Below are 20048 nucleotides of genomic sequence, written 5' to 3' on the forward strand. Positions count from 1 at the left end.
CGCCCTGGTCATACCTTCGGAGCCTCGTTCTGGGGCACATCTGGGGCACACGACCAGGCGTCATCGACCGCTCGGCGAGTCCGCTCCTCGGAGTCCGGCATCAGGTGCCCATAGGTCGAGAGAACAAGGTTGGCGTTCTCGTGCCCCAGACGCTCGGCCACGACGATGACGGATTCACCCTGCATCAGCAACACAGATGCATAGTGATGGCGCAGGTCGTGAGACGTGGTGCCCTTCGGCAGCCCGGCAGCGGCAACTGCCTTCCTGAAGATCAGGGTGCTGTAGTAGTCATGCCGGTACGGCGTGCCGAATCGGGTGGTGAACAAGGTGCCATCCCCGGCGGGCGGCCAATCCTGCATGTGCTCGTCGATCGCCACAGCGACAACACGGGGGAGCGGCACGGAACGACGGGAGCGGCGGGTCTTTGGCTCGGTCCTGACCTTGGACTGTGGAGCAAACTGCCACTCCACTCGAGTGGGTTCTGGCCGAGACAACCACGGCGCATCTGTCCTACCTCGGCTGATGCTTGACACTGCGGCCTCGGTTGATGGTTTACATGATCAATCCGGAGTGGGGCCCGGGGGTGCGACTCGCGGCATGACAGATGCCGCCCGCGATCTCCAACCTCCCGCACCCCGTGACGGATGCGAAAGCATGGACGGCTATGACGAGTTTCCCGGCTGCTGCGCGCAGAGTATGTGACAGTGCTCTGGATCCGCGTGAGCGGCTGCTCGCCTTGCGCGAGTGTGTGTTGCGGTTTCCTCCGTATGGTTTCCGAGGGACCTGGCACCACGTCATCCTGGTCGCCCGGGTGCCACAGCGGCTGGAACGGGACCTCGAATCGTTGCGTCGGGCGATCGACGAGATCGAGCCTGCGCGCAGGGTGTGGATGGACCACAGGGCCGCGTACATTGCGCGTCGTCATCGGGAGAAAGCTTCGGGCCGGCGTGCGGCGGACCCTGTGGCGCGGGTGTACTCGTGGGCAGGATGGCTTGCCTACTGTCCCGATCCCGAGGTGCATCCCACCGAACGCCTGGCCGTCGTGGTCGAACGCGTGCTGGACGCTCATGCTCGTCGCCGAGATTCTGCGACGGCGTGCCTGGTTTGCGGCACCGCGCGCGGCCTCGATCAGATCTGCCCTGGATGCGGCGTCGATCCGCGCGGACCGATTACGACCGCGCGGGCGCGCTCACCGTATCGATGGCGCGACATCTGGCAGAGAACCGCGTTTCTCGAAGGACAAGGCTGAAAGCTCAAAACAGTTGCACCTTCGGTAGCCCGTCCTGAGGGGGTGCGACAACGCGTTACTCGGCGGAAGAGGAATTGTCGCCAGCCTCGCCGTGATCATGTAAAGCATCAGGTGGGGCCGAAGCGTCAAGCATCAACCGAGGCCCGACACAACCACGGCGCATCGCGTGTGAGAACTTTCTGTACGTCTTCAAGGCGGCCCGAAGCCGGGCCGCACGCGCCGCCGTCACGGCAACGCCGCCGCCTCCCGCTGGCGCTCCCGGCGGCCGGCTAAAGGCACGCCGGACGGCTGGCGCGGACGAGCCGAGGCGGGCCGCCGGGCGACAGTACAGGTCTGATCACGGGCGGCGGGCTGAGGTGGAACAGCCGCCACGTGCCGCGCCGCGCGGGGTGGTGCCTCCGGCGGGGGACGCTCCGGCTCCGGGATGGTCTCGAACAAACGTACGGGTGGTGGGGTGGCTGGAGTAGGTCTCCATCCCGCCCGCCATCGACCCCCAGGCAAGCCCAGCAGCCCGCCTCCTCCGCCGCAAGCCCGGCTGTGACCGTTGGCATCCAATGACCGTGGAAGGTGCCCAGGCTCAGGGACACGTCAAGCCGGGCTTGCACCTCCGTCGTCGGCCCGCTGCCGCTTCGCGGTGGGGCCGATGGCAGACGGGATGGGCGGGAAGGTTTGGCTGGCGCTTCGTGCCCGCTGCATGCCCGTCGGGGCGGTGAATCACGGGGGAGTCATGGCAAACCACGGACTAGGCGATTAGGCGTCTGACCAGCAGCGCAGCAGGTTACGCGATCACGTACCGAGACCTTCCAAACTGGCTGTGTGCCGGGATGATGGTTCGTCACCGAGCTCATCTGCAATCGTGACACCATGCTCGCGTGTATGGATCTCCTTACGACGTAGGAGAGTTGATTCCCTCTCCGCAGTTGGTCGCTACGTGGCATGAGCTGGGAGTTCTGCCTCCCGATCGGGTCCCCATGTGGGCCGCGCATTGGCTCGCTCAGGACATGGATGGTGAAAAGTTGCGCATTCTCGCTGGTCTTGACGGACGAGATCCACACGAGGTGCGTGATGTGCTGGTCGAGGCTCTCGCAGATGCGGGAACGTCAATGCCGTCCAGATCGGACGCAGTGAAGATCGCTTATGTCGATATGGCGCGATGCTGCCTCGCGGGTGAGGCCAGTGAGCGTTGGCTGGTTTGGCTGATCGAACACCTTGTGATCGAGGAGGACGATCCCGAAGAGATGCTCGCACCTCCGCTGGGCGCCCTATACGGGCTGCATGACGAATGGGGAGCTGGCTGGGGACGCACTGAGTCGCAATTGATCGCTGCCGTCCGAGCCGCTTGCACCGAGCAGGTGGCCCTCGACGAGGCCTGATCTATTCAGGGGAGGGCGATGCGGACTGGCCGCTGGGGCACGTAGGGGGCACAAGCCACCGTGAAACGTCGACAACCAACGATCACCGACGCGAGACCAGAAGACCGCCCGACCAGCGCAGCGTGCATCCCGACCCAGGTCGGCAGGATGGCGATCAGAGTTCCGCTTCAACGTCTGAACCGGCCCCGTCCAGGCCGTTCACGCCTCCGGCGCCTCGTCCCCGGGCACACCCCGAGGCGGCCCTCGCCGGGGCGAGACCAGGGCCGCCTCAACTCGCAGACCAGCACCGATCAAGCAGATACCACGCTGGGCACCTTCCGCGGAGCTGCCTTCGAAGATCGTGAATTCGGATGGTTACGCTGGATCCGCAAGCTGGGGGAGGTTGCGGTCTGTATGGGTGACGGGCACGGGTTCGGGTGGTCTGAGCAGGAGGATCCGCTCGGAACCGAATGGGAGAGGCACCGGCCCGCGATTTTCGGTGTGGCCTACCGGCTGTTGGGAAGTGTGGCCGACGCCGAGGACGTGACCCAGGACGTCTGGCTGCGGGCGGCCGGAGCGGATCTGCGGGACATCGGTGATCTGCGGGCCTGGCTGGTGACGGTGGCCGCGCGGCGGTCGTACGACATTCTCAAGAGTGCCCGGTTCCGCTCGGAGACCTATGTCGGGCCGTGGCTGCCGGAGCCGCTGCTCACAGGGCCGGACGCGTCGCAGCCGGTGCTCGTCGACGAGTCCGTCAGCTCGGCGATGCTGTTGATCATGGAGGAGCTGAGCCCGCCGGAGCGGGTGGCCCTGGTCCTGCACGACGTCTTCGGTCTTGAGTTCGGCCGGATCGCCGAAGTGCTGGACGTCTCCGCGCCGGGTGCCCGGCAGCTCGCCTCGCGGGCACGACGGCGGGTGGCCAAAGCGAAGCAGTCCGCGCCGCAGGTGTCGAAGGCGGAGCGTGAACGCATCCTCACGGTCTTCCGCGCCGCCTACCTGGCCGGGGACCTGGCCGGCCTGGTCAGGCTCCTGCACCCGGACGCCGTCTACGTCACCGATGGCGGCGGCAAGGTCAACGCGGCACGCAAGCTCATCCACGGCGGTGAGCGCATCGCCGAGGTCATGGTGCGTGTGGGGCGCCAGTGGCACCCGGACCGCATCGACTTCGCCGAGGTCGGCGGCGAGCTCGCCCTCGTGGTGCACCGGGAGGGACGGGTCTACTCCGTCGACACGGTCCAGATCGCAGACGGGCTGATCACCGCGTACCGCAGGGTCGTCAATCCCGACAAACTCGTGCGCGTCTGAGCCGTCACACCTGGAGGGGCTGCCTCGTCTCCCTGATGACAACGCAAAACGGGCGACGAAGGAATACGCGAGAGCAGGTGAGATCGAACATGCGGAACGGCATGGATCCACCTGTGGCCGCTACGAGCCCTGCCTTCTAGCGGGCTGTGTGCTCGGGCTAGCGGGCTGTGTGCTCGGGTCGCTCCTCCGCAGTAAGGATCTGTATGCAAGCCATCACTGTACGAGACCGTAACGCCGGTCTCGCCGGGATGTCCCTGACGGACATTCCCTACCCTCACGCGGCCGAGAACGACGTCATCGTGCGGGTGCACGCCGCCGGCTTCACCCCTGGCGAGCTGGAGTGGCCCGCCACGTGGACCGACCGCGCCGGCCGCGACCGGACGCCGAGCGTGCCCGGGCACGAGCTCTCCGGTGTCGTCGTGGAGCTGGGGTACGGCACCACCGGCCTGAGCGTCGGACAGCGGGTGTTCGGCCTGGCCGACTGGGCCCGCAACGGCACGCTCGCCGAGTACACCGCGGTGGAGGCCCGCAACCTCGCCCCGCTGCCGGCGGACGTCGATCACACCGTGGCCGCCGCGCTGCCGATCTCCGGGCTGACCGCCTGGCAGGGCCTGTTCGACCACGGCCGCCTCACCACAGGCCAGACCGTCCTGATCCATGGTGCCGTGGGCGGCGTCGGCTCGATCGCGGTACAGCTCGCCCGCGAGGCCGGCGCCCGCGTCATCGGCACCGGCCGGGGCCATGACCGGGACAGGGCACTCGCACTCGGCGTCGACACCTTCATCGACCTGCAGACCGAGAGGCTCGAGGACGCCGACCAGGCCGACGTCGTGTTCGACGTGATCGGCGGCGACACCCTCGACCGCTCGGCCGCCCTGGTCCGGGCCGGCGGCACGCTCGTCAGCATCGTCATGCCGCCCAAGGTCCAGCCCAAGGACGGGCGGGCGGTCTTCTTCGTCGTCGAACCCGACCGCGCCCGGCTCACCGACCTCGCCAAGCGAGTGAGGGAAGGCCGGCTCAGGCCGTTCGTCGGTGCTGTGCGGCCGCTCGCCGAGGCGCCCGCCGCGTTCGCCCCCGGCAAGCGCACCCCTGGCAAGACGATCATCCGCGTCGCGCAGGACTGAGCAAGGAGGCCCATCGTGATCGGAATGCGGATCGCCGCCGCCCTCATGGCTGTCACCACGCTGACCGCGGCCACGGCCTGCTCGGCCTCCGGCCGGCCCGCCTACGCCGAGGGGCCGACCGCGTCCGCGGTGTCGACGCCCCCCGCAGAAAGCTTCAAACCGCTGCTTCAGCAGGCCCTTCCGAATGTGGAAGGCAAGACGTTCACCTCGGCGATCGTCAGCCTCCCGCCCAGCGCACGCGCCCTGCCGCACCGGCACGGCCAGGCGTTCGTCTACGCCTACGTCCTCGAAGGAACCGTGCGCAGCGAGCTCGACGACAAGCCCGTGACCACCTACCACCAGGGCGAGAACTGGGTCGAGCAGCCGGGCGCCCACCACGTCCTCACCGAGAACCCCAGCCCGACCAAACCGGCCAAGCTCCTGGTCGTCTTCGTCTCAGCCACCGGAGACGAGCTCAAGGTCGACGACCCGGGGTCATAGCGCGGGGCACGCGGCGGGCGGCAACACTCCGCACGAACTCCGCCCTGCCGGAACACACCACCCGCGACCAAGACGCGCCCGAAGGGCGCGCACACCACACGAACGAATCGAAGGAACCATGACCAACCTCCAGCGCGTCAACATCGGCGAGCAGCACCCAGCCGCCTACAAGGCCCTCATCGCCCTGTCGTCGCAGGTGGACGAGGCCGTCGCCGCGGCGGGCCTCGACCCGCTCCTGGTCGAGCTGCTGAAGATCCGCACCTCCCAGATCAACGGCTGCGTGTTCTGCCTGCGCATGCACACCCGCGAGGCCCTCAAGAAGGGCGAGAGCACCGACCGGATCGCCGTGCTGCCCGGCTGGGAGGAGACCGGCTACTTCTCCGAGACCGACCGGGCCGCCCTCCGCCTGACCGAGGCGATCACACGCGTGCCGGACGGACACGTCAGCGACGAGGACTACAACGCCGCCGCGGCCGTGCTCACCGCGGACCAGGTCTCGGCGGTCGCCTGGCTGGCAACCGTGATGAACGCCTTCAACCGCGTCGCGATCACCAGCCGGTACCCCGTGGGCAACTGACCTCGACGGTGACACCGGTGTCGTGAACCACTGCTCGCGCCGCGAGGGCGGGGGTCACCTAAAGGCGAGGTCACGCCCGGTTGGGTCGTCCGGTTACGCATGGTGGGCGCGCTCGGCCGCGTCGCGGACCCCGGGTCCCCGGCCTCCGCCGGGGCTCGGCGGCCTCAGACCCCGCTGGTGCGCAAGAAGTCGCAAACAGCCCCACCCGTGAAACGCGTCTCAGGTCTTGGCCGGGTCACATCCTTCAAGGCCACCGGGCACGCTTGCATCAAATGCCCTAGACGCATTCGGGAAGCGCGATTAAGCATCGAGATGTGGCCGTTCGGCGCGACGTCGCCGAAAAACTCCCTCTCTCGGCAATTCAACAATTTCCGCCGTTATTGCGGCGTGCATTGAGAGGGACGGTTCACGGCCAAATGGGAACCAGGAGAAAACAACTGGTGGCCTGACCTGCCTAGCCCTACAGGGCCCAAGGAGGCACCATGCATCGGACACCCGGAAAGCTGGCTCTAGCGACAGTCATCGCCTCGACACTGACGGCGGGAGGCGCCGCGCTTCTGAGCGGCCCCGCATTCGCCGCCACAAGCCCCACCGCGGCGGGGATCACGCCTCAAGAGATCACGCCGGGCGGCTCGGCGGAGTCGGCGTCGTACAGAACCATCACGGAGCGGAGTCTGGAGACCGGAAACCTGCCCGTGTCCGCCCCGATGAGCTTCACCGGCACCATCACCGGGATGCCGTCGGCCATGACGATCACGGGGATGCCGGAGATCACCACGACGATCACCATGCCTCGGCTGTCCGGCACGGCCGCCATGGCACCCGAAATCGGCACCACCACAGCGATGCCGCGGACGGTCTCCGTCACCGGGCTTCCCGAGATGACGGTCCCGGCCTCCGGCGTACCCATGACCGTCTCGGTCACCATCCGCCCGCAGTCGGTGCAGCAGGTTCCGCAGGAGGTTCCGCAGCGGGTCCCGCAGCGCCTTCAGAGCGAGCGGCCGTCCACCGTGTCGTACCCGGAGACGTACCGCAGCGAGCGGGTGTCGACGGTGTCGTATCCGCAGCGGTATCGGAGCGCCGCGTTCGAGAGCGAGGCGTTCCCGCAGACGTACCGCACTGAGCGGGTATCGACGGTGTCGTACCCGGAGACGTACCGCACTGAGCGGCTGTCGACGGTGTCGTATCCGGAGACGTACCGCAGCGAGCGGCTGTCGACGGTGTCGTATCCGGAGACGTACCGCAGCGAGCGGCTGTCGACCGTGTCGTACCCGGAGACGTACCGCAGCGAGCGGGTGTCGACGGTGTCGTACCCGCAGCGGTATCGGAGCGCCGCGTACGAGAGCGAGGCGTCGCCGGAGCGGTACGAGAGCACGTCGCTGGGGGAGGAGACGGCCAGTGCCGCGCGGCAGAGCGTCGAGGCTCGCGCGGCCCAGCTGCGGCAGTCGGGCCAGGAGGAGTCCGGTCACTCGCAGAGCGAGACGAGTCCCTCGTCCTACTGAGGGCCGCTGAAGTGCCGTTGAAAGGCCGTTGAAGGCCGCTGCCGGCCCTCGTGGCCCACGTGGCCGACCGGCTGATGGGGGCCCCGCACCGTCCAGGTGCGGGGCCGTTCGCATGCGCCCCGGCGTCCACGGAGGACGGACGACGCCCGGTTGCCCGAGATCTGCGATCATCGGTATCGATACGTCTCTGAGCTGGGGGGACAGCAACACGTGGCGGTTAAGTAATCGATGTCCCCGCTGGCCAGGCGTAACGTGCATTTCCGCGGACTGGATAGGTGTGGGGCGTCTCATCGGGATGTAGACCCGGTTTGCTCGGTCGCGGCGATGCTTGCACCATGGGCGTGGCTTACCTGGAAGAATTGGTGCGACCGCTAGGGTGAATACTTCAATGCGGCTAACCGGATCGAGAGTAAGACGACACCGCGCCAGCCGGGGGGATCGGCGCGAGCGGAGGCGTGATGGCTCGCAGGTCAACCGTCCAGCAGGATCCGCGGATCGCTGGCGGCCCCGAGTCGTACCCTCCAGAGGGTCTTGATCAGGTGACTGCCGAGCGTGGCGTGCCGCGGCGGCGCGGAGGCTGGAGCGGCGGCGGGGGCCGCTGGCTCGTCTGGACCGGCCGGATCATCCTCTGGGCACTGATCATCGTGATCGTCGTCAACGGCGTCCGGGCGATGTTCGAACGGTACACACAGACCGGCGGGGGGACGGTGTCCTCGGCGGAGCCGACCGGCTCCGGCTTCCCGGTGACCCAGGCGTCCGCGTTCGCCAACCAGTTCGCCGCCGTCTACCTCAACTACGACGCCACCAACCCGCAGCAGCGGGCCGAACGGCTCAAGGCGTTCCTGCCCGAGGGGGCGGACGCGCAGTTCGGATGGAACGGCTACGGCCGGATGTCGGCCGGCGCCTTCCAGTTCGACGGGATCAGCGTGATCGACGCCAACAACGCCCGCGTCACCGTCACCTACCAGTCGGGCGGCAGCCGCGGCCTGCTGGCGGTCCCGGTGTACTACGACGGAAGCAGGTTCGTGGTGTCCGCACAGCCGGCCCTGCTGCCCGCGCCAGGGCCCGCCGGCCTGCCGCAACTGCCCGACCCGGACCGAGACGCCGCCGCCGAGAGCGAGCTCCGCCCGCTGCTGGAGGGCTTCTTCAAGGCGTACGCGGCGGGCGACCAGGCCGACCTGCAGCGCTACGTCGCCAACGGCGCGACCATCGAGGGGTTCGGCGGCGAGTTCACGCTGGCAGAGCTGAAGGATGTCGTCGTGCCGCCCGGAGGGGCCAGTGACCGGCAGGTCACCGCCGTGGTGGTGTGGGCCGTGGGGTCGAGCGAGGCGACCGCGGTCCCGACCCCGGGAGCCGACCCGGCCGCTCAGCCCGCCGGGCTGGAGCAGGCCTACGAGCTGACTGTCGAGAAGCAGGGCGGCAAATGGTTCGTCAAGGACGTCCAAGGCGCGAAACGATCCGTGGGGTAGCGCATGCCCGGCCGAGACATCGCTGATCCACACCCCCGGGAGGGCGAAAGTTGATTCTGAAGACCATCGTGGACAACGTCCTCGATCTTTCCGCACCGTCGCCGGCGCCGACGACGGGCATCAACACCGAGGGGCTGGCCGACTTCCTCCGGAAGTTCTTCGCCCCGCTCTTCCTCGCGGTCGTCTCCGTTGTGGCGATCTTCTTCCTCTTCACCCGTGAGATCACCAGATTCGTGCAGTTCATCATCCTGGCGATCGCGATCGGCGTGATCTTCTACGTTCCCAACATCATCGAGGTGACGGCGAAGGCCATCGCGGGCGCGCTCGGAATCAAGTAGATCGGGCGGAGAGGAGGTTCGGGGTGGACCTGCCCACATATACCAATATTTGGCGAATTGAGAAGCGGCTCTACAAGCTGTACGACCTTCGGCTGCCGATGCCGCTTCCAGTCGTCTGGATCGGTGTGTTCGTGGGCGTGCTCGTTCCGTGGTGGCTTCTCCTCTATCTCGTCAATGTGCCGTTCGAGGCGCCGTGGCACGTGGTCTACCTCGTGCCCCCCGGCATCCTCACCTGGCTGTCCACCCGGCCGGTCATCGAGAGCAAGCGCCTCACCGAGCTTCTCCAGTCGCAGGTCCGGTATCTCGCCGAGCCCCGCACCTGGTGCCGTATGGCGCCGCTGAGCGAGCCGGACGAGGTGACGGTCACCGTACGGGTCTGGCGTGCCGCCCCCCTGACCGTCCGGGACGGCGCCACGCTCACGCGCCGGGCTCGCCGGAAGGCCGTCGCCAAGACGCGGGTCGACATCGCCGACAAGTCACCCGTACGGACCCGTAAGGGTGGCCGCAAGGCCGAGCCGTGGTCGCCCGAGCGCGCGCTGCCCGCTCCTCTCACCTCGGCGGCCGCCGCCGGACCGGAGGTGGCCCCCTCCCGCCTCGTCCGCCCTGTCGTGGCCGCGGCCGCGGCCGCCGCGGCTCCGGGGACCGACGCCCCGCCGCCGGTCTCGAGGACCGCGATCTCCGCCGCCGGCAGCGCAGTGGGCGAGCGGGTCTTCTACCTGCCGGAGCCGTCCACCCGGCCCCGTGCCGGGCTCGCCGAGCCGGTCGGCCCCGGCCACGACTGGCCGTCCGCCCACGATCCGGCCCGGCCTCTGCACGAGCTGCCCACCGGTCACGACCCGGAACTCCTTGGGCACAAGCGGCCTCCGGGGCTCGAGCCGGGTCGCTCCTCCACCGACCCGGACGCTCCCCTTCACGGCGCGCGCTCGCGGCAGCGGCCCGCGGCGGGCGGCGGTTTCGCCGTTCCAGGTTCACGTCCGGGCTCCGGTCAGGGCTCCGGTTCGGCGGGAGAGCCGGGCGGTTCACTCCGCGGCGTGGCACCGCAGTTGCGGCGTGATCCCGGCTCGGAGGTCGCGCAGGGTGCGGTGGCCCCTTCGCCCGCCGAGGCGTCGCGGACGGAGGCGCCGCAGATCGCGCCGACGTCACAAGAAGCCCATCCGGACAGCCCGCCGGCCGTTCCTCCGATCGGGACCGAGGCGCTCCGCCGCCTCCGGCGGCTCGCCGCCTCGGCGGAGCCCCGTTCCGTACGGCCCGGCGTCGCGGCTTACGCGGATCCGGCTCCGGCCGCCCCGGCCCGGCCGGCCGTGCGGGACGAGGAGACGGAGCACCGGCAGGCCGAGGAGCCCACTCGGGATGAAGCCGCCGATGTGGTCGCGGAGTCAGCCGTCCCGGCTCCGGACGCCGATCGGGCGACGGCCCACCCCGAGACCGGCCAGGCCGCCGGTGAACCCGGCGTAGAGCACCCACGGGACCTGCCTGACGTGGCGGACCAGAGGGATGCCCTCCCAGGCGGCGTACATGGCCACCCTGAGACAGCCGCACCCACGGACGAGCCCACCGAGCCCGGTACGCCAGTCGAGCCGACAGAGTCAAGCACGCCCGTCGAGCGCACTGAGCCCGCCGAGCACTCCGAGTCCGCCGAGCGCGCTGAGCCCGCCGAAGGCACCGAGTCTGTCGAGCGCGCTGAGCCCGCCGAAGGCACCGAGTCTGTCGAGCGCGCTGAGTCCGCCGAAGGCACCGAGTCCGGCGGTGCTCCCGCGTCGGCTGAACCTGCCGAATCCAGCATGTCCGCCGGCCGCGTCGAGGTCGCCGAGAGCGACTCCGTCGAGCGGAGCGAATCGGCTGAGCCGGCCGCCGAGCGTGTGGCGCGGATGGAGCCGGTCGAGCGTGTGGCCGGGACCGAGCCGGCCGACCCCGGCCCTGATCCTGATCTCACCCCAGACGCCGACGCTGAGGCGTGGCGGAGGCAGGCGCGGGAGCAGCATCGCAAGGGGCAGCCGCCCCGGCTCGTGCGTCCCAGAGAGCCGAGGACGCCGCAGCAGGTGTCCGGTGATCTGGAGCGACAGGCTGCCGAACCGCCTCCCGCCGGCCCTCGCATGACAAGACCGGCGCCCTTAAGTCCCGACGCGCCTGCCGCGTCCGCCGCGTCCGACGAGTCCGCCGCGTCCGACGAGTCCGCCGCGTCCGACGAGTCCGCCGTGTCTGCCGAGTCCGCCGCGCGTGCCGCGTCGGCCCGGCCTGCCGAGCGTGCCCGGCGCGTCGAGCAGGAGCGCGTGGCGCCCGCTGGAGCGCCCGAGCGTGTACCGCCCGTGACATCCGCCGAGCCCGCCACGCCCGGCGAACGCGTGGCCTCAGCGAGCCCCGTTGCCCCCGCTGAGCCGGTGACGCCCCCGAGGTCCCCAGGCTCCCCGAGGCCCGTCGTGCCCGCTGAGCCGGTGGCTCCCGCCGCTTCTCTCCCTCCGGCCGCTGGAACCGCCTCCACCGATCGCGGGCGGGGGATGCCGTCCATCCCTCCGCCCCCTCAGCTCGGCCCGGCCGCGGTCTCCATTCGCGCCGTGCCGGCCGGCCCTCTGCACGGCGGCGCATCCGGCCCGAGCAGCCCCGCCCCTCCCGCCGGCAAGCCCGGCAAGCAGGGCGCAGAGGAGCACCCCCGTGTCCGCCGGGTCGAGTCCGTCGTCGGGCGTGACCCCTCAGGCGGCTGGCGGAGGCTCGCGCAGGTGGTCGTGGGCGGGAGCCGTACCGACGGGATGGAGGTCGACGAGGCACGGGCCCGCGCGCCGCTCTCCATGAGCAGGAGGATCATGGTGCTCGGCTGCACGGGCGGCGCCGGGCAGACCACCACGGCGCTGATGCTCGGCCACACGCTCGCCCGCTACCGCGACGACCGGGTGCTGGCCCTCGACGCGAACACCGGCGACGACACGCTGACGACGCGGATCGCGGCCGAGTCGCCGGAAACCCTGAGCTCCCTGCTGGAGGGCTCCGACGCGGTCAGCGGCTACCTCGGCATGCGGGCGTACACGACGCGGTGCGAGTCGGGTCTGGAGGTCGTCGGCGCGGACACCGACGATCAGGCGGCCCAGCGGCTCGCGGACCGGGCACTGCTCGCCGACTGGCGCAGGACGCTCGGCGCGCTCGACCGTCACTACCGGCTGACCGTGATCGACCCGGCGGCCGCGCTGGCCGCGCGGCTCCTGCCGTACGCCGATCAGCTCGTGCTCGTGGCCCCGGCGAGCGAGGACGCCTCCGACGCGGTCGCGATGACGTACGAGTGGCTCGACGGGCATGGGTGCTCGGACCTGCGCCGGCGGGCGATCATGGTGATCAACGGCGTGAGCCGCCGCAGCCTGCCGGACGTCGAGCAGGCGGAGGCGGTGGCCAGCGGCCGGTGCCGGGCGATCGTCCGCGTCCCGTGGGAGGACGAGCTCGCCCCCGGCCGTCCCGGACCGGTCGACGTCAACCACCTCCGGGCCGGTGGCCGCAGGGCGTACGTTGCCCTCGCGGGAGTGGTCGTGAGCGGTCTGGCGGCGATCCAGGCCAAGCAGGAGGTGGCCAGATGAGCGAGCGAGCGGCGCGTAAGGGGTCCTGGTACGGGTGAGCGAGAGAGCGGGTGAGCGATCGATGAGCACCGGTGGGGCCGGCGCGCGTGCCGCGCGCCGGGGGTGCTCGGACCTGCGGGCGCGAGCACAGGCGTCGAGGGCACAGGTGCCGAGGGCGCATGCGTCTGCGACGCGGGTCGCGAGGGCTTGGGCTGCGGAGCGGGTGAGCGCCCGATGAGCAGGGCACGCAGCCGCATCGCCGTGCGGTACTTCGACGATCGCGTCCTGCTCACCGACTCGGCGGCCTGGGCGTACTTCCGGCTGCCGACGGTGAGCTACGAGTTCCTCACGCCCGAGGAGCGCGAGGCGCTCGTCACCAACATCACGATCGCGCTGGCCGGCATCCGGATGCCCGACGCGGAGGTGCACCTGCGGATCGCGCACCGGGCCTACCCGGCGGCCGAGTGGGCCATGGCGCTCAACTCGACGTCCGACGAGGGGCCGGGCTGGCGGGAGTACCTGGAGGACATGTACCGGCACGTCTGGGCGAAGGACTTCTGGAGCAAGGAGGTCTACCTGGGCGTACGGCTCGGCCCGCGCGGGGCCCAGCTCGGCAACGGCGTCCTCGCCCAGCTCTTCGGCTTCTACCAGCGCAGCGAGAAGGCGCTGGGCATGGAGGACGACCACGTGCCGGACCGGGAGATCACCCGGTGGACCGAGGCCTCGGAGCGGCTCGGCCGGGCTCTGGCGTCCAGCGCGCTGTACGCCCGCCACGCCACCTCCACGGAGATCGCCTGGCTGTTCCAGCACGCCGCCGCGGGCGGGCTCGGCGAGCCGATGCCGTCGGCCACGCCGCGCCGCAGATGGGGCAAGGGAGAGGTCGAGGCGCTCGTCGAGGGCCAGATCCACAACGGCAGGTCGCTGCTGCGGATCGAGCAGCCGTCCGGCGACTCGTTCACGGCGCACCTGTCGTTCGCCCGGTTCCCCGACCTGATGCCCTTCCCCGACGGGGAGCCGTGGCTGCACTTCGCGGACCAGCTCCCGTTCCCGGTGGAGGTCTCCAGCAGGATGCGGCTGATCTCCCCCGTACGGGCGAGCAAGGACGTGGCGCGCAAGCTCGCCCACGCCCGCGACATGGACATCCACATCAGGGAGGCCGGGGCGGAGGCCCCGCTCGCCCTGGCCGAGCAGATCGACGCCGCCCGGATGCTGGAGCACGGCATCACCAAGGAGCGCCTCCCGTTCGTGTACGGCTGGCACCGGCTGAGTGTCAGCGCCCCCACCGAGGAGATCTGCGTCCAGCGGGTGGAGGCCGTCGTCGAGCACTACCGTGACCTCGGCATCGACGTCGTCAACTCCACCGGCGACCAGTTCTCCCTGTTCTGCGAGTCGCTGCCGGGGGAGAAGCTGCGGGTCAACGCGTACGCGCAGCGGCAGCCCCTGCGGACGATCGCCGGCGGCATGGCGACGGCGACGGTCGAGCTCGGCGACCGGGTGGACGAGTCGAACGCCGGCTGGATCGGGCCGTACATTGGGGAGACCCTGGGGCGTGCGCGCAGCATCGTCCACTTCGACCCGCTGGTGGCCGCGACCAGGAACCGCCCGACCGCCATCGCCATCACCGGCGAGCCCGGGGGCGGCAAGACCACGCTGGCGCTGCTGCTGATCTACCAGATGGCGCTGCGCGGGGTGACGGTCGCGGTCATCGACCCGAAGGGTGACGCGGAGTCGCTGGTGCAGCTGCTGCAGCGGCGCGGCCGCAGGGCGCGGATCATCCCGCTCGGGTCGGCGGCGCCCGGTCTGCTCGACCCGTTCTCGTTCGGCGACGACATCGCGGCGAAGAAGACGATGGCCACCGAGACGCTCAGGCTGCTGCTTCCGCGCATGTCCGAGGAGCGCGAGTCGGCCATGATCCAGGCGGTGGCGGCCGTCTCGAACGAGCCGGACCCCTCTTTGGGCAAAGTCGTGGACCATCTGGAGCACTCAGCCGATCCGGCGTCGAAGAACCTCGGAGCCGTGCTGCGGTCGATGTCGGAGATGTCCCTGGCCAAGCTGTGCTTCGACCCGTCGGGCGGCGACCAGATCGACACCGAGGGGTGGACCACGGTGTTCACGCTGGGCGGCCTCACGCTGCCCGACGTGATGACCGTGCGGGACGACTACTCCTACGAGCAGCGGCTCTCGGTGGCCCTGCTCTACCTGGTGTCGCAGTTCGCCCGGCGGCTGATGAACGGCCTGGACCGGCGTACGCCGAAGGCGATCTTCCTCGACGAGGCGTGGGCGATCACGGCCACACCTGAGGGGGCCAAGCTGGTGCCCGAGGTCTCCCGGATGGGCCGCTCACGCAACACGGCGCTCGTCCTGGTGTCGCAGAACGCCGGTGACCTGCTCAGCGAGCAGGTCACCAACTGCCTGTCGTCGGTCTTCGCGTTCCGCTCCACCGAGCGGGTGGAGGTCGGGCACGTGATGGAGCTCCTCGGGGTTGACCCGTCGGAGGAGCACAAGGCCGTGCTGCGCTCCCTCCACAACGGGGAGTGCGTCTTCCGGGATCTGGACGGCCGTGCCGGCCGTATCGGGGTGGACCTGATCTCGGAGGAGCTGCTGCGGTGGCTTGACACCAATCCGACACACGACAAACCCGATGAGAAAGGGCATGATCTTCTTGACGGGGGCTCCGGTCGGTCGGGGGTCGCGCAGGAGGTGCGATCGTGAGCGTGCGCAGGAACGGTCCTCCCAGGGCGAGCCGGGTGCGCGGCGGGGCCAAGGCCCGGCGGCGGCTCCCGCGGGTCCTCGCCTTGTTGCTGGCGACGTTCGCCCTGTTCGTGACGTTGCCGTTCGTCTTCCCCGCCGACACAGCCGGCGCGGCGGGCCCGTGCGACCTGTCGCCCGCCCTCGCGCCTGAGATCGCCGGCGGCGGAGTCGACGGCCTCGTGCAGCCGCCGCCGCCCGACGGAGGCGCTCCGATCGCCGCACCCGGCGACGCCCTTCCGACCGCCGCCCCCAAGGAACCGGTCACCAACTATGACCGGTACGGCATGGCCGGCCAGTTCTGGCACACGTACGGCCTGGGCTGCTCCGACGTCACCGCCGTGCTCGGCAACGCATGGGCGAACACCGTCTTCTCCTGGGCCAAGGCGGTCGACCGGCTGACGATCAGCACCTACCAGGCGGCGGCCACCGAGGGGCCGATCCAGCCCATCAAGGACGTCGCCGACGACATCATCACCAACCTGGCCAACGCCATGTACTGGCCGTACCTGCGGCCGATCGTCATCCTGGGCGCCATCTGGCTGGCCTGGTACGGCCTGATACGTAAACGCGCCACGACCACCACCGAGGGCGTCATCTGGATGGTGCTGGCGGTCACCGTGGCGATCTGGTTCTTCAGCCGCCCCGGCGACTTCACCGGCATCGGCAAGACCGTGACCGACAAGACCGGAGAGGTCGTCAACTCGGCGTTCTCCGGCCTGCCCGGCGCGGGCGGGGCCTCGTGCATGCCGACCAAGGACCAGCCGTCCACCGCCGTCAAGGCCGGCGGGTACGGAGAGCCGGGCACCCCCGGCGTGGCGCAGAACGCTGACGCGCTGTGGTCGACGCTCGTCTGCAAGCCATGGCTGATGGGCGAGTTCGGCACGGCCGACACCAACGCCCCGATCGTCCGGGCGCTCGCCGCGAAGACGCTGGACATCCAGGCGATCGACGCGACCGAGCAGGCCGCCAAGCAGATGCCGAGCGGCGACAGCCACCAGAGGCGCTTCGAGGAGGAGCTCGCCAAGCCGCTGGAGAACACCCCGGTGTTCTTCCTCTTCCAGGGCAAGGACTGGACCAGCCGCCTCGGCATCGCGATCGGCGCCTTCATCGCCGCCATGGTCGCCGGGGTGCTGATCTTCCTTGTGGCGGTGTCGCTGCTGGTGCTGAAGGTCGGCTTCCTGCTGCTGCTGATCATGGGGCCGATCTTCCTGCTCATCGGCGTGCATCCCGGCTCCGGCCGGATCATCGCGATGCGCTGGGTCGAGATGCTCGTCGGCACCCTGCTGCGCCAGGCCGTGCTCGCCCTCGTGCTGGGCGTCCTGGTGTACGGCTACGCCCTGATCATCTCCACCACGCTGCCCTGGGGCATGCAGATCCTGTTCATGGCGCTGCTGACGATCGCCGTGTTCTTCTACCGCCGGCCGTTCCAGCATCTTTTCGCCTCGATGGACGGGCACACGCTCGCCACCCGGATGCTCGGGGAGGCCGCGTCCGCTCCCACCCTGTCGCGGGCGGCCAACGCGCTGCCCCCGGTCGGGGTGGCCCGTGCGGGCCGGTGGGGCCTGCGCAAGGCGGAGCCGGTCATCGGCGCGGCCGCCATGGTCGCCGGGGGTGGAGCAGCCGCCGCCGCGGCCTCCTCCGTGGCGCAGGGGCGCGTACGAGGCGAGGAGGGCGCGCCGGCCGCCGTCGGCCAGGCGGGCGCGCGGGCCGGGGCACAGCCGGTGCCGCTGGAGACCGACGCGCAGGCGGCCGGCCGCCGCAAGGCGGGAGCGGCGGCACCGCGGCCCGGTCAGGCGCCTCCGCTCAACCTGTCGGGCGCGCGGGCCGCGGCCACCGTCCGGCCCTCCGGCGGTCCCCGTCCGGCTTCTCCGGGAGGCGGATCACCTCCTCGGCGCGTTCCCTCGGCGTCCGGTCCCGGACCGGCATCCGGCGTCTCCGCCGGCTCCGGAGCGTCGTCGGGCTCACTGCCCGCTTCCGCGTCCGGCGCCGCTTCCGGCCGGACGTCGGGATTCGCGTCCGGCGCCGTCAGGGCGTCCGGCTCCTCGGGCGGCTCCCCGTCCGGCTCCCCGTCCGGCTCCTCGTCCGGCGCCTCGGGCGGCGGCTGGTTCAGCGGCCGGTCCGGGGGATGGGCCTCCCGGCCCTCCGGCGCGGGAGGCTCCGCGTCACGTGGCCGTTCGCCCGGCCTGTTCGGCGGAGGTTCCCGCTCGTCGGGCGGGGGCTCCCGCTCCTCGGGAGGCGGCCTGTTCGGGGGTGGCTCGCGTTCCTCCGGCGGGTCCGGCGGGTCCGGTGGTGGGTCAGGCTCGGGCGGCTCGTCCGGCGGAGGAGGGCTCTTCGGCGGCTCGTCCCGGCGGAGCGAGAGCTCCGGCGGTGGCCGCTCCCGGCCCGCTCCGCCGTCCGGCGGCTCCTCCAGCAGGCCCCGGTCCTCCGAGGCGCCTCCGCTGTGGCTGCCGAGCCGCGGGGACGGTGGCCGTCGCTCGAACGACGCGCCCACCCCGTTCTGGGCGAAGCCGTCCGACCGCGACTCCGGCGAGTGACGGGCTCCGCCGGCGGGTGATGCGCAGATGATGTCCAGCCAGAGCAGAGACCGGGGCAAACACCTCGCGTTCGCCGGTGCCGTCGTGCTGCTCGCCGCCGTGGGGGTCTACCTCACGATGAGCGGGCCGCCCGGCGGCGGCGAAACGGGTCCGGAGCGGGCGGCCGGGGTGCAGGCGGCGCCCACCGCGAAGGCGAGCGCGCCGGTACAGGTGCCGAGCCAGGTGGCCACGACGCCGGGCGCCTTCGACGTCTACGCGTACCTGCCGCTGTCGAGGGACGAACTGGCCGCCGCCGCCGACCTCGCACGGCGGTTCACCGGGTCGTACGGGACGTTCCAGTACGGCGAGGACCCGGTGGCGTTCGCCCAGCGGCTCAAGGCGTTCGCCACCGACGAGTTCGGCGCGCAGCTCACCCGTGCCATGACCGACCCCGCGCTGGTGAACCAGAACAAGGCCGACCAGGTGGTGTCGCGGGCGTCGGCGAAGGTGGCCACCATCCGCGACATGACCGCCAACCAGGTGATCTTCGTCGTCGACTCGGTCAGGCACGTGACCGACAGGACAGGTCAGAGGGACCAGCCCGACCGGTACGCCGTGACCGTCATCAAGGTGGGGGTGGACTGGCGGGTCTACGACCTGGAGCTCGCCGACGCCGGGCAGGACGGGGACACCACGACGTGACCGCCCCCCCGCGCTCCACGGCCGTCGAGGTGGCCCGGCGGGTGGGCCTGCGCCGGCTCGCGTCCCGGGGGCGGTCCTGGCGCGGGCTGGCCGTCGCCCTCGCCGTGATCGTCCCGCTGACGCTCTTCGGATCGATCATCTTGATGACCCCGTCGCCGTCGATGCTCCTGGGCGGCGGCCGGTCCGGCGAGGACTGCGCCCAGGCGGCCACCGCCACCGGCGAGTCCGCCACGGCCCGCGCCGACGTCCCGGAGGACTACCTCGCGCTCTACAAGAAGTTCGGCGAGAAGATCGGCGTCCAGTGGAACGTGCTCGCCGCGATCGGCAAGCGCGAGACCGACCACGGCCGCTCGTCGCTGCCGGGTGTCCGCAGCGGCACCAACTACGCGGGCGCGGCGGGGCCGATGCAGTTCCTCGTCTCCACCTGGGGCGGCAAGGCCAAGATCAAGATCGGCTCCGGGATCAATGGCTACGCCTCCGACGGCGACGGCGACGGGTACGGCGACATCTACAACCCGGCCGACGCGATCCTCGGCGCGGCGAAGATGCTCAAGCGCAACGGCGCGCCCGACGACCTCAGGCGGGCGATCTTCGTCTACAACCGGGCGACCTGGTACGTCGACCAGGTGCTGGAGATCGCCAAGCGTTACGCGTCCACCGGCGACATCGGTGTGCCGCCGGAGGCCGACCCGGACTGCGACTCGGCGTACGTGGAGACCGCGCCGGACGACGTGGTCCGCAAGATCCTCGAGTACGCCCTGGCCCAGCGCGGCAAGCCGTACCGCTGGGGCGGGACCGGTCCCGACGCCTTCGACTGCTCGGGGATCATCTACATGGCCTACCGCAACGCCGGGCTGACCATCCCGCGGACGACGTTCGGCCAGTGGCCGTTCGGCGTGCGGGTCGAGGAGGGCAGCGAGCAACCGGGCGACCTGGTGTTCTTCAACGCGGGCCCAGGAACGGCCAAGGACCATCCGGGACACGTGGGCATGGTGGTCTCGGAAGGGAAGATGATCGAGGCGCGCTGCACGCTCTGCGGGCCCATCAAGGTGACGACGTACGGGGACCGGCAGAACATCGTCGGATTCACCCGGCCACTCCAGAACGAAGATGTCCTGGAACAGCTCAAGCGGGCTCTAACGTAGACGGG

At 70.6% G+C, this 20048-nt stretch carries 15 protein-coding genes; 14 read left to right on the plus strand and 1 reads right to left on the minus strand.

Features of this window, described 5'->3' with window-relative positions; genetic code table 11:
* Positions 1-8: 8 nt before the first annotated feature.
* On the minus strand, positions 9-533 hold the full coding sequence (locus AB0B72_RS11440; RefSeq protein ID WP_367738511.1) for a tyrosine-type recombinase/integrase: 525 nt from the start codon (positions 531-533) through the stop codon (positions 9-11).
* A gap of 131 nt (positions 534-664) precedes the next feature.
* Here AB0B72_RS11440 and AB0B72_RS11445 point away from each other — a divergent pair, with 131 nt between their 5' ends.
* The 14 genes from AB0B72_RS11445 (at position 665) to AB0B72_RS11510 (ending at position 20043) form a co-directional block, all read left to right on the plus strand.
* On the plus strand, positions 665-1249 hold the full coding sequence (locus AB0B72_RS11445) for a hypothetical protein (protein ID WP_367738512.1): 585 nt from the start codon (positions 665-667) through the stop codon (positions 1247-1249).
* Between the two features lie 1001 nt (positions 1250-2250).
* Positions 2251-2622: a hypothetical protein gene (locus AB0B72_RS11450; RefSeq protein WP_367738513.1), complete on the plus strand. Its 372-nt coding sequence runs from the start codon at positions 2251-2253 to the stop codon at positions 2620-2622.
* Between the two features lie 393 nt (positions 2623-3015).
* Positions 3016-3906 (plus strand): RNA polymerase sigma factor SigJ, encoded by an 891-nt coding sequence (gene sigJ / locus AB0B72_RS11455; protein ID WP_367738514.1) that lies wholly within the window; start codon positions 3016-3018, stop codon positions 3904-3906.
* Between the two features lie 203 nt (positions 3907-4109).
* Positions 4110-5030 carry an NADP-dependent oxidoreductase gene (locus AB0B72_RS11460; protein WP_367738515.1) on the plus strand — a complete coding sequence of 307 codons (921 nt, stop codon included), beginning with the start codon at positions 4110-4112 and terminating at the stop codon, positions 5028-5030.
* 24 nt (positions 5031-5054) lie between these two features.
* On the plus strand, positions 5055-5510 hold the full coding sequence (locus tag AB0B72_RS11465; protein WP_367738609.1) for a cupin domain-containing protein: 456 nt from the start codon (positions 5055-5057) through the stop codon (positions 5508-5510).
* Positions 5511-5628: 118 nt separating this feature from the next.
* A complete protein-coding gene (locus AB0B72_RS11470) occupies positions 5629-6087 on the plus strand; it encodes a carboxymuconolactone decarboxylase family protein (protein WP_367738516.1) in 459 nt (152 codons plus the stop codon).
* A 482-nt stretch (positions 6088-6569) separates the two neighbouring features.
* Positions 6570-7589, plus strand: a complete 1020-nt coding sequence (locus AB0B72_RS11475; protein WP_367738517.1) for a hypothetical protein — start codon at positions 6570-6572, stop codon at positions 7587-7589.
* Between the two features lie 539 nt (positions 7590-8128).
* The gene (locus AB0B72_RS11480; protein WP_367738518.1) at positions 8129-9058 is read left to right on the plus strand and encodes a conjugal transfer protein; all 930 of its coding nucleotides are present in this window, start codon (positions 8129-8131) and stop codon (positions 9056-9058) included.
* Between the two features lie 65 nt (positions 9059-9123).
* Positions 9124-9396: a hypothetical protein gene (locus AB0B72_RS11485; protein ID WP_367738610.1), complete on the plus strand. Its 273-nt coding sequence runs from the start codon at positions 9124-9126 to the stop codon at positions 9394-9396.
* Between the two features lie 23 nt (positions 9397-9419).
* Positions 9420-12953, plus strand: a complete 3534-nt coding sequence (locus tag AB0B72_RS11490) for a TcpE family conjugal transfer membrane protein (RefSeq protein ID WP_367738519.1) — start codon at positions 9420-9422, stop codon at positions 12951-12953.
* A gap of 213 nt (positions 12954-13166) precedes the next feature.
* Positions 13167-15644, plus strand: a complete 2478-nt coding sequence (locus tag AB0B72_RS11495; RefSeq protein WP_367738520.1) for an ATP-binding protein — start codon at positions 13167-13169, stop codon at positions 15642-15644.
* Positions 15641-18217: a type IV secretion system protein gene (locus AB0B72_RS11500; protein ID WP_367738521.1), complete on the plus strand. Its 2577-nt coding sequence runs from the start codon at positions 15641-15643 to the stop codon at positions 18215-18217. Before AB0B72_RS11495 ends, AB0B72_RS11500 begins: the two co-directional genes overlap by 4 nt.
* A 27-nt stretch (positions 18218-18244) precedes the next feature.
* A complete protein-coding gene (locus tag AB0B72_RS11505; protein WP_367738522.1) occupies positions 18245-18898 on the plus strand; it encodes a hypothetical protein in 654 nt (217 codons plus the stop codon).
* Positions 18895-20043 (plus strand): NlpC/P60 family protein, encoded by a 1149-nt coding sequence (locus AB0B72_RS11510; protein ID WP_367738523.1) that lies wholly within the window; start codon positions 18895-18897, stop codon positions 20041-20043. The genes AB0B72_RS11505 and AB0B72_RS11510 overlap by 4 nt, the downstream gene beginning before the upstream one ends.
* The last annotated feature ends 5 nt before the right edge of the window (positions 20044-20048 follow it).

This window comes from Microbispora sp. NPDC049125 (assembly GCF_040802045.1).
Classification (GTDB): Bacteria; Actinomycetota; Actinomycetes; order Streptosporangiales; family Streptosporangiaceae; genus Microbispora.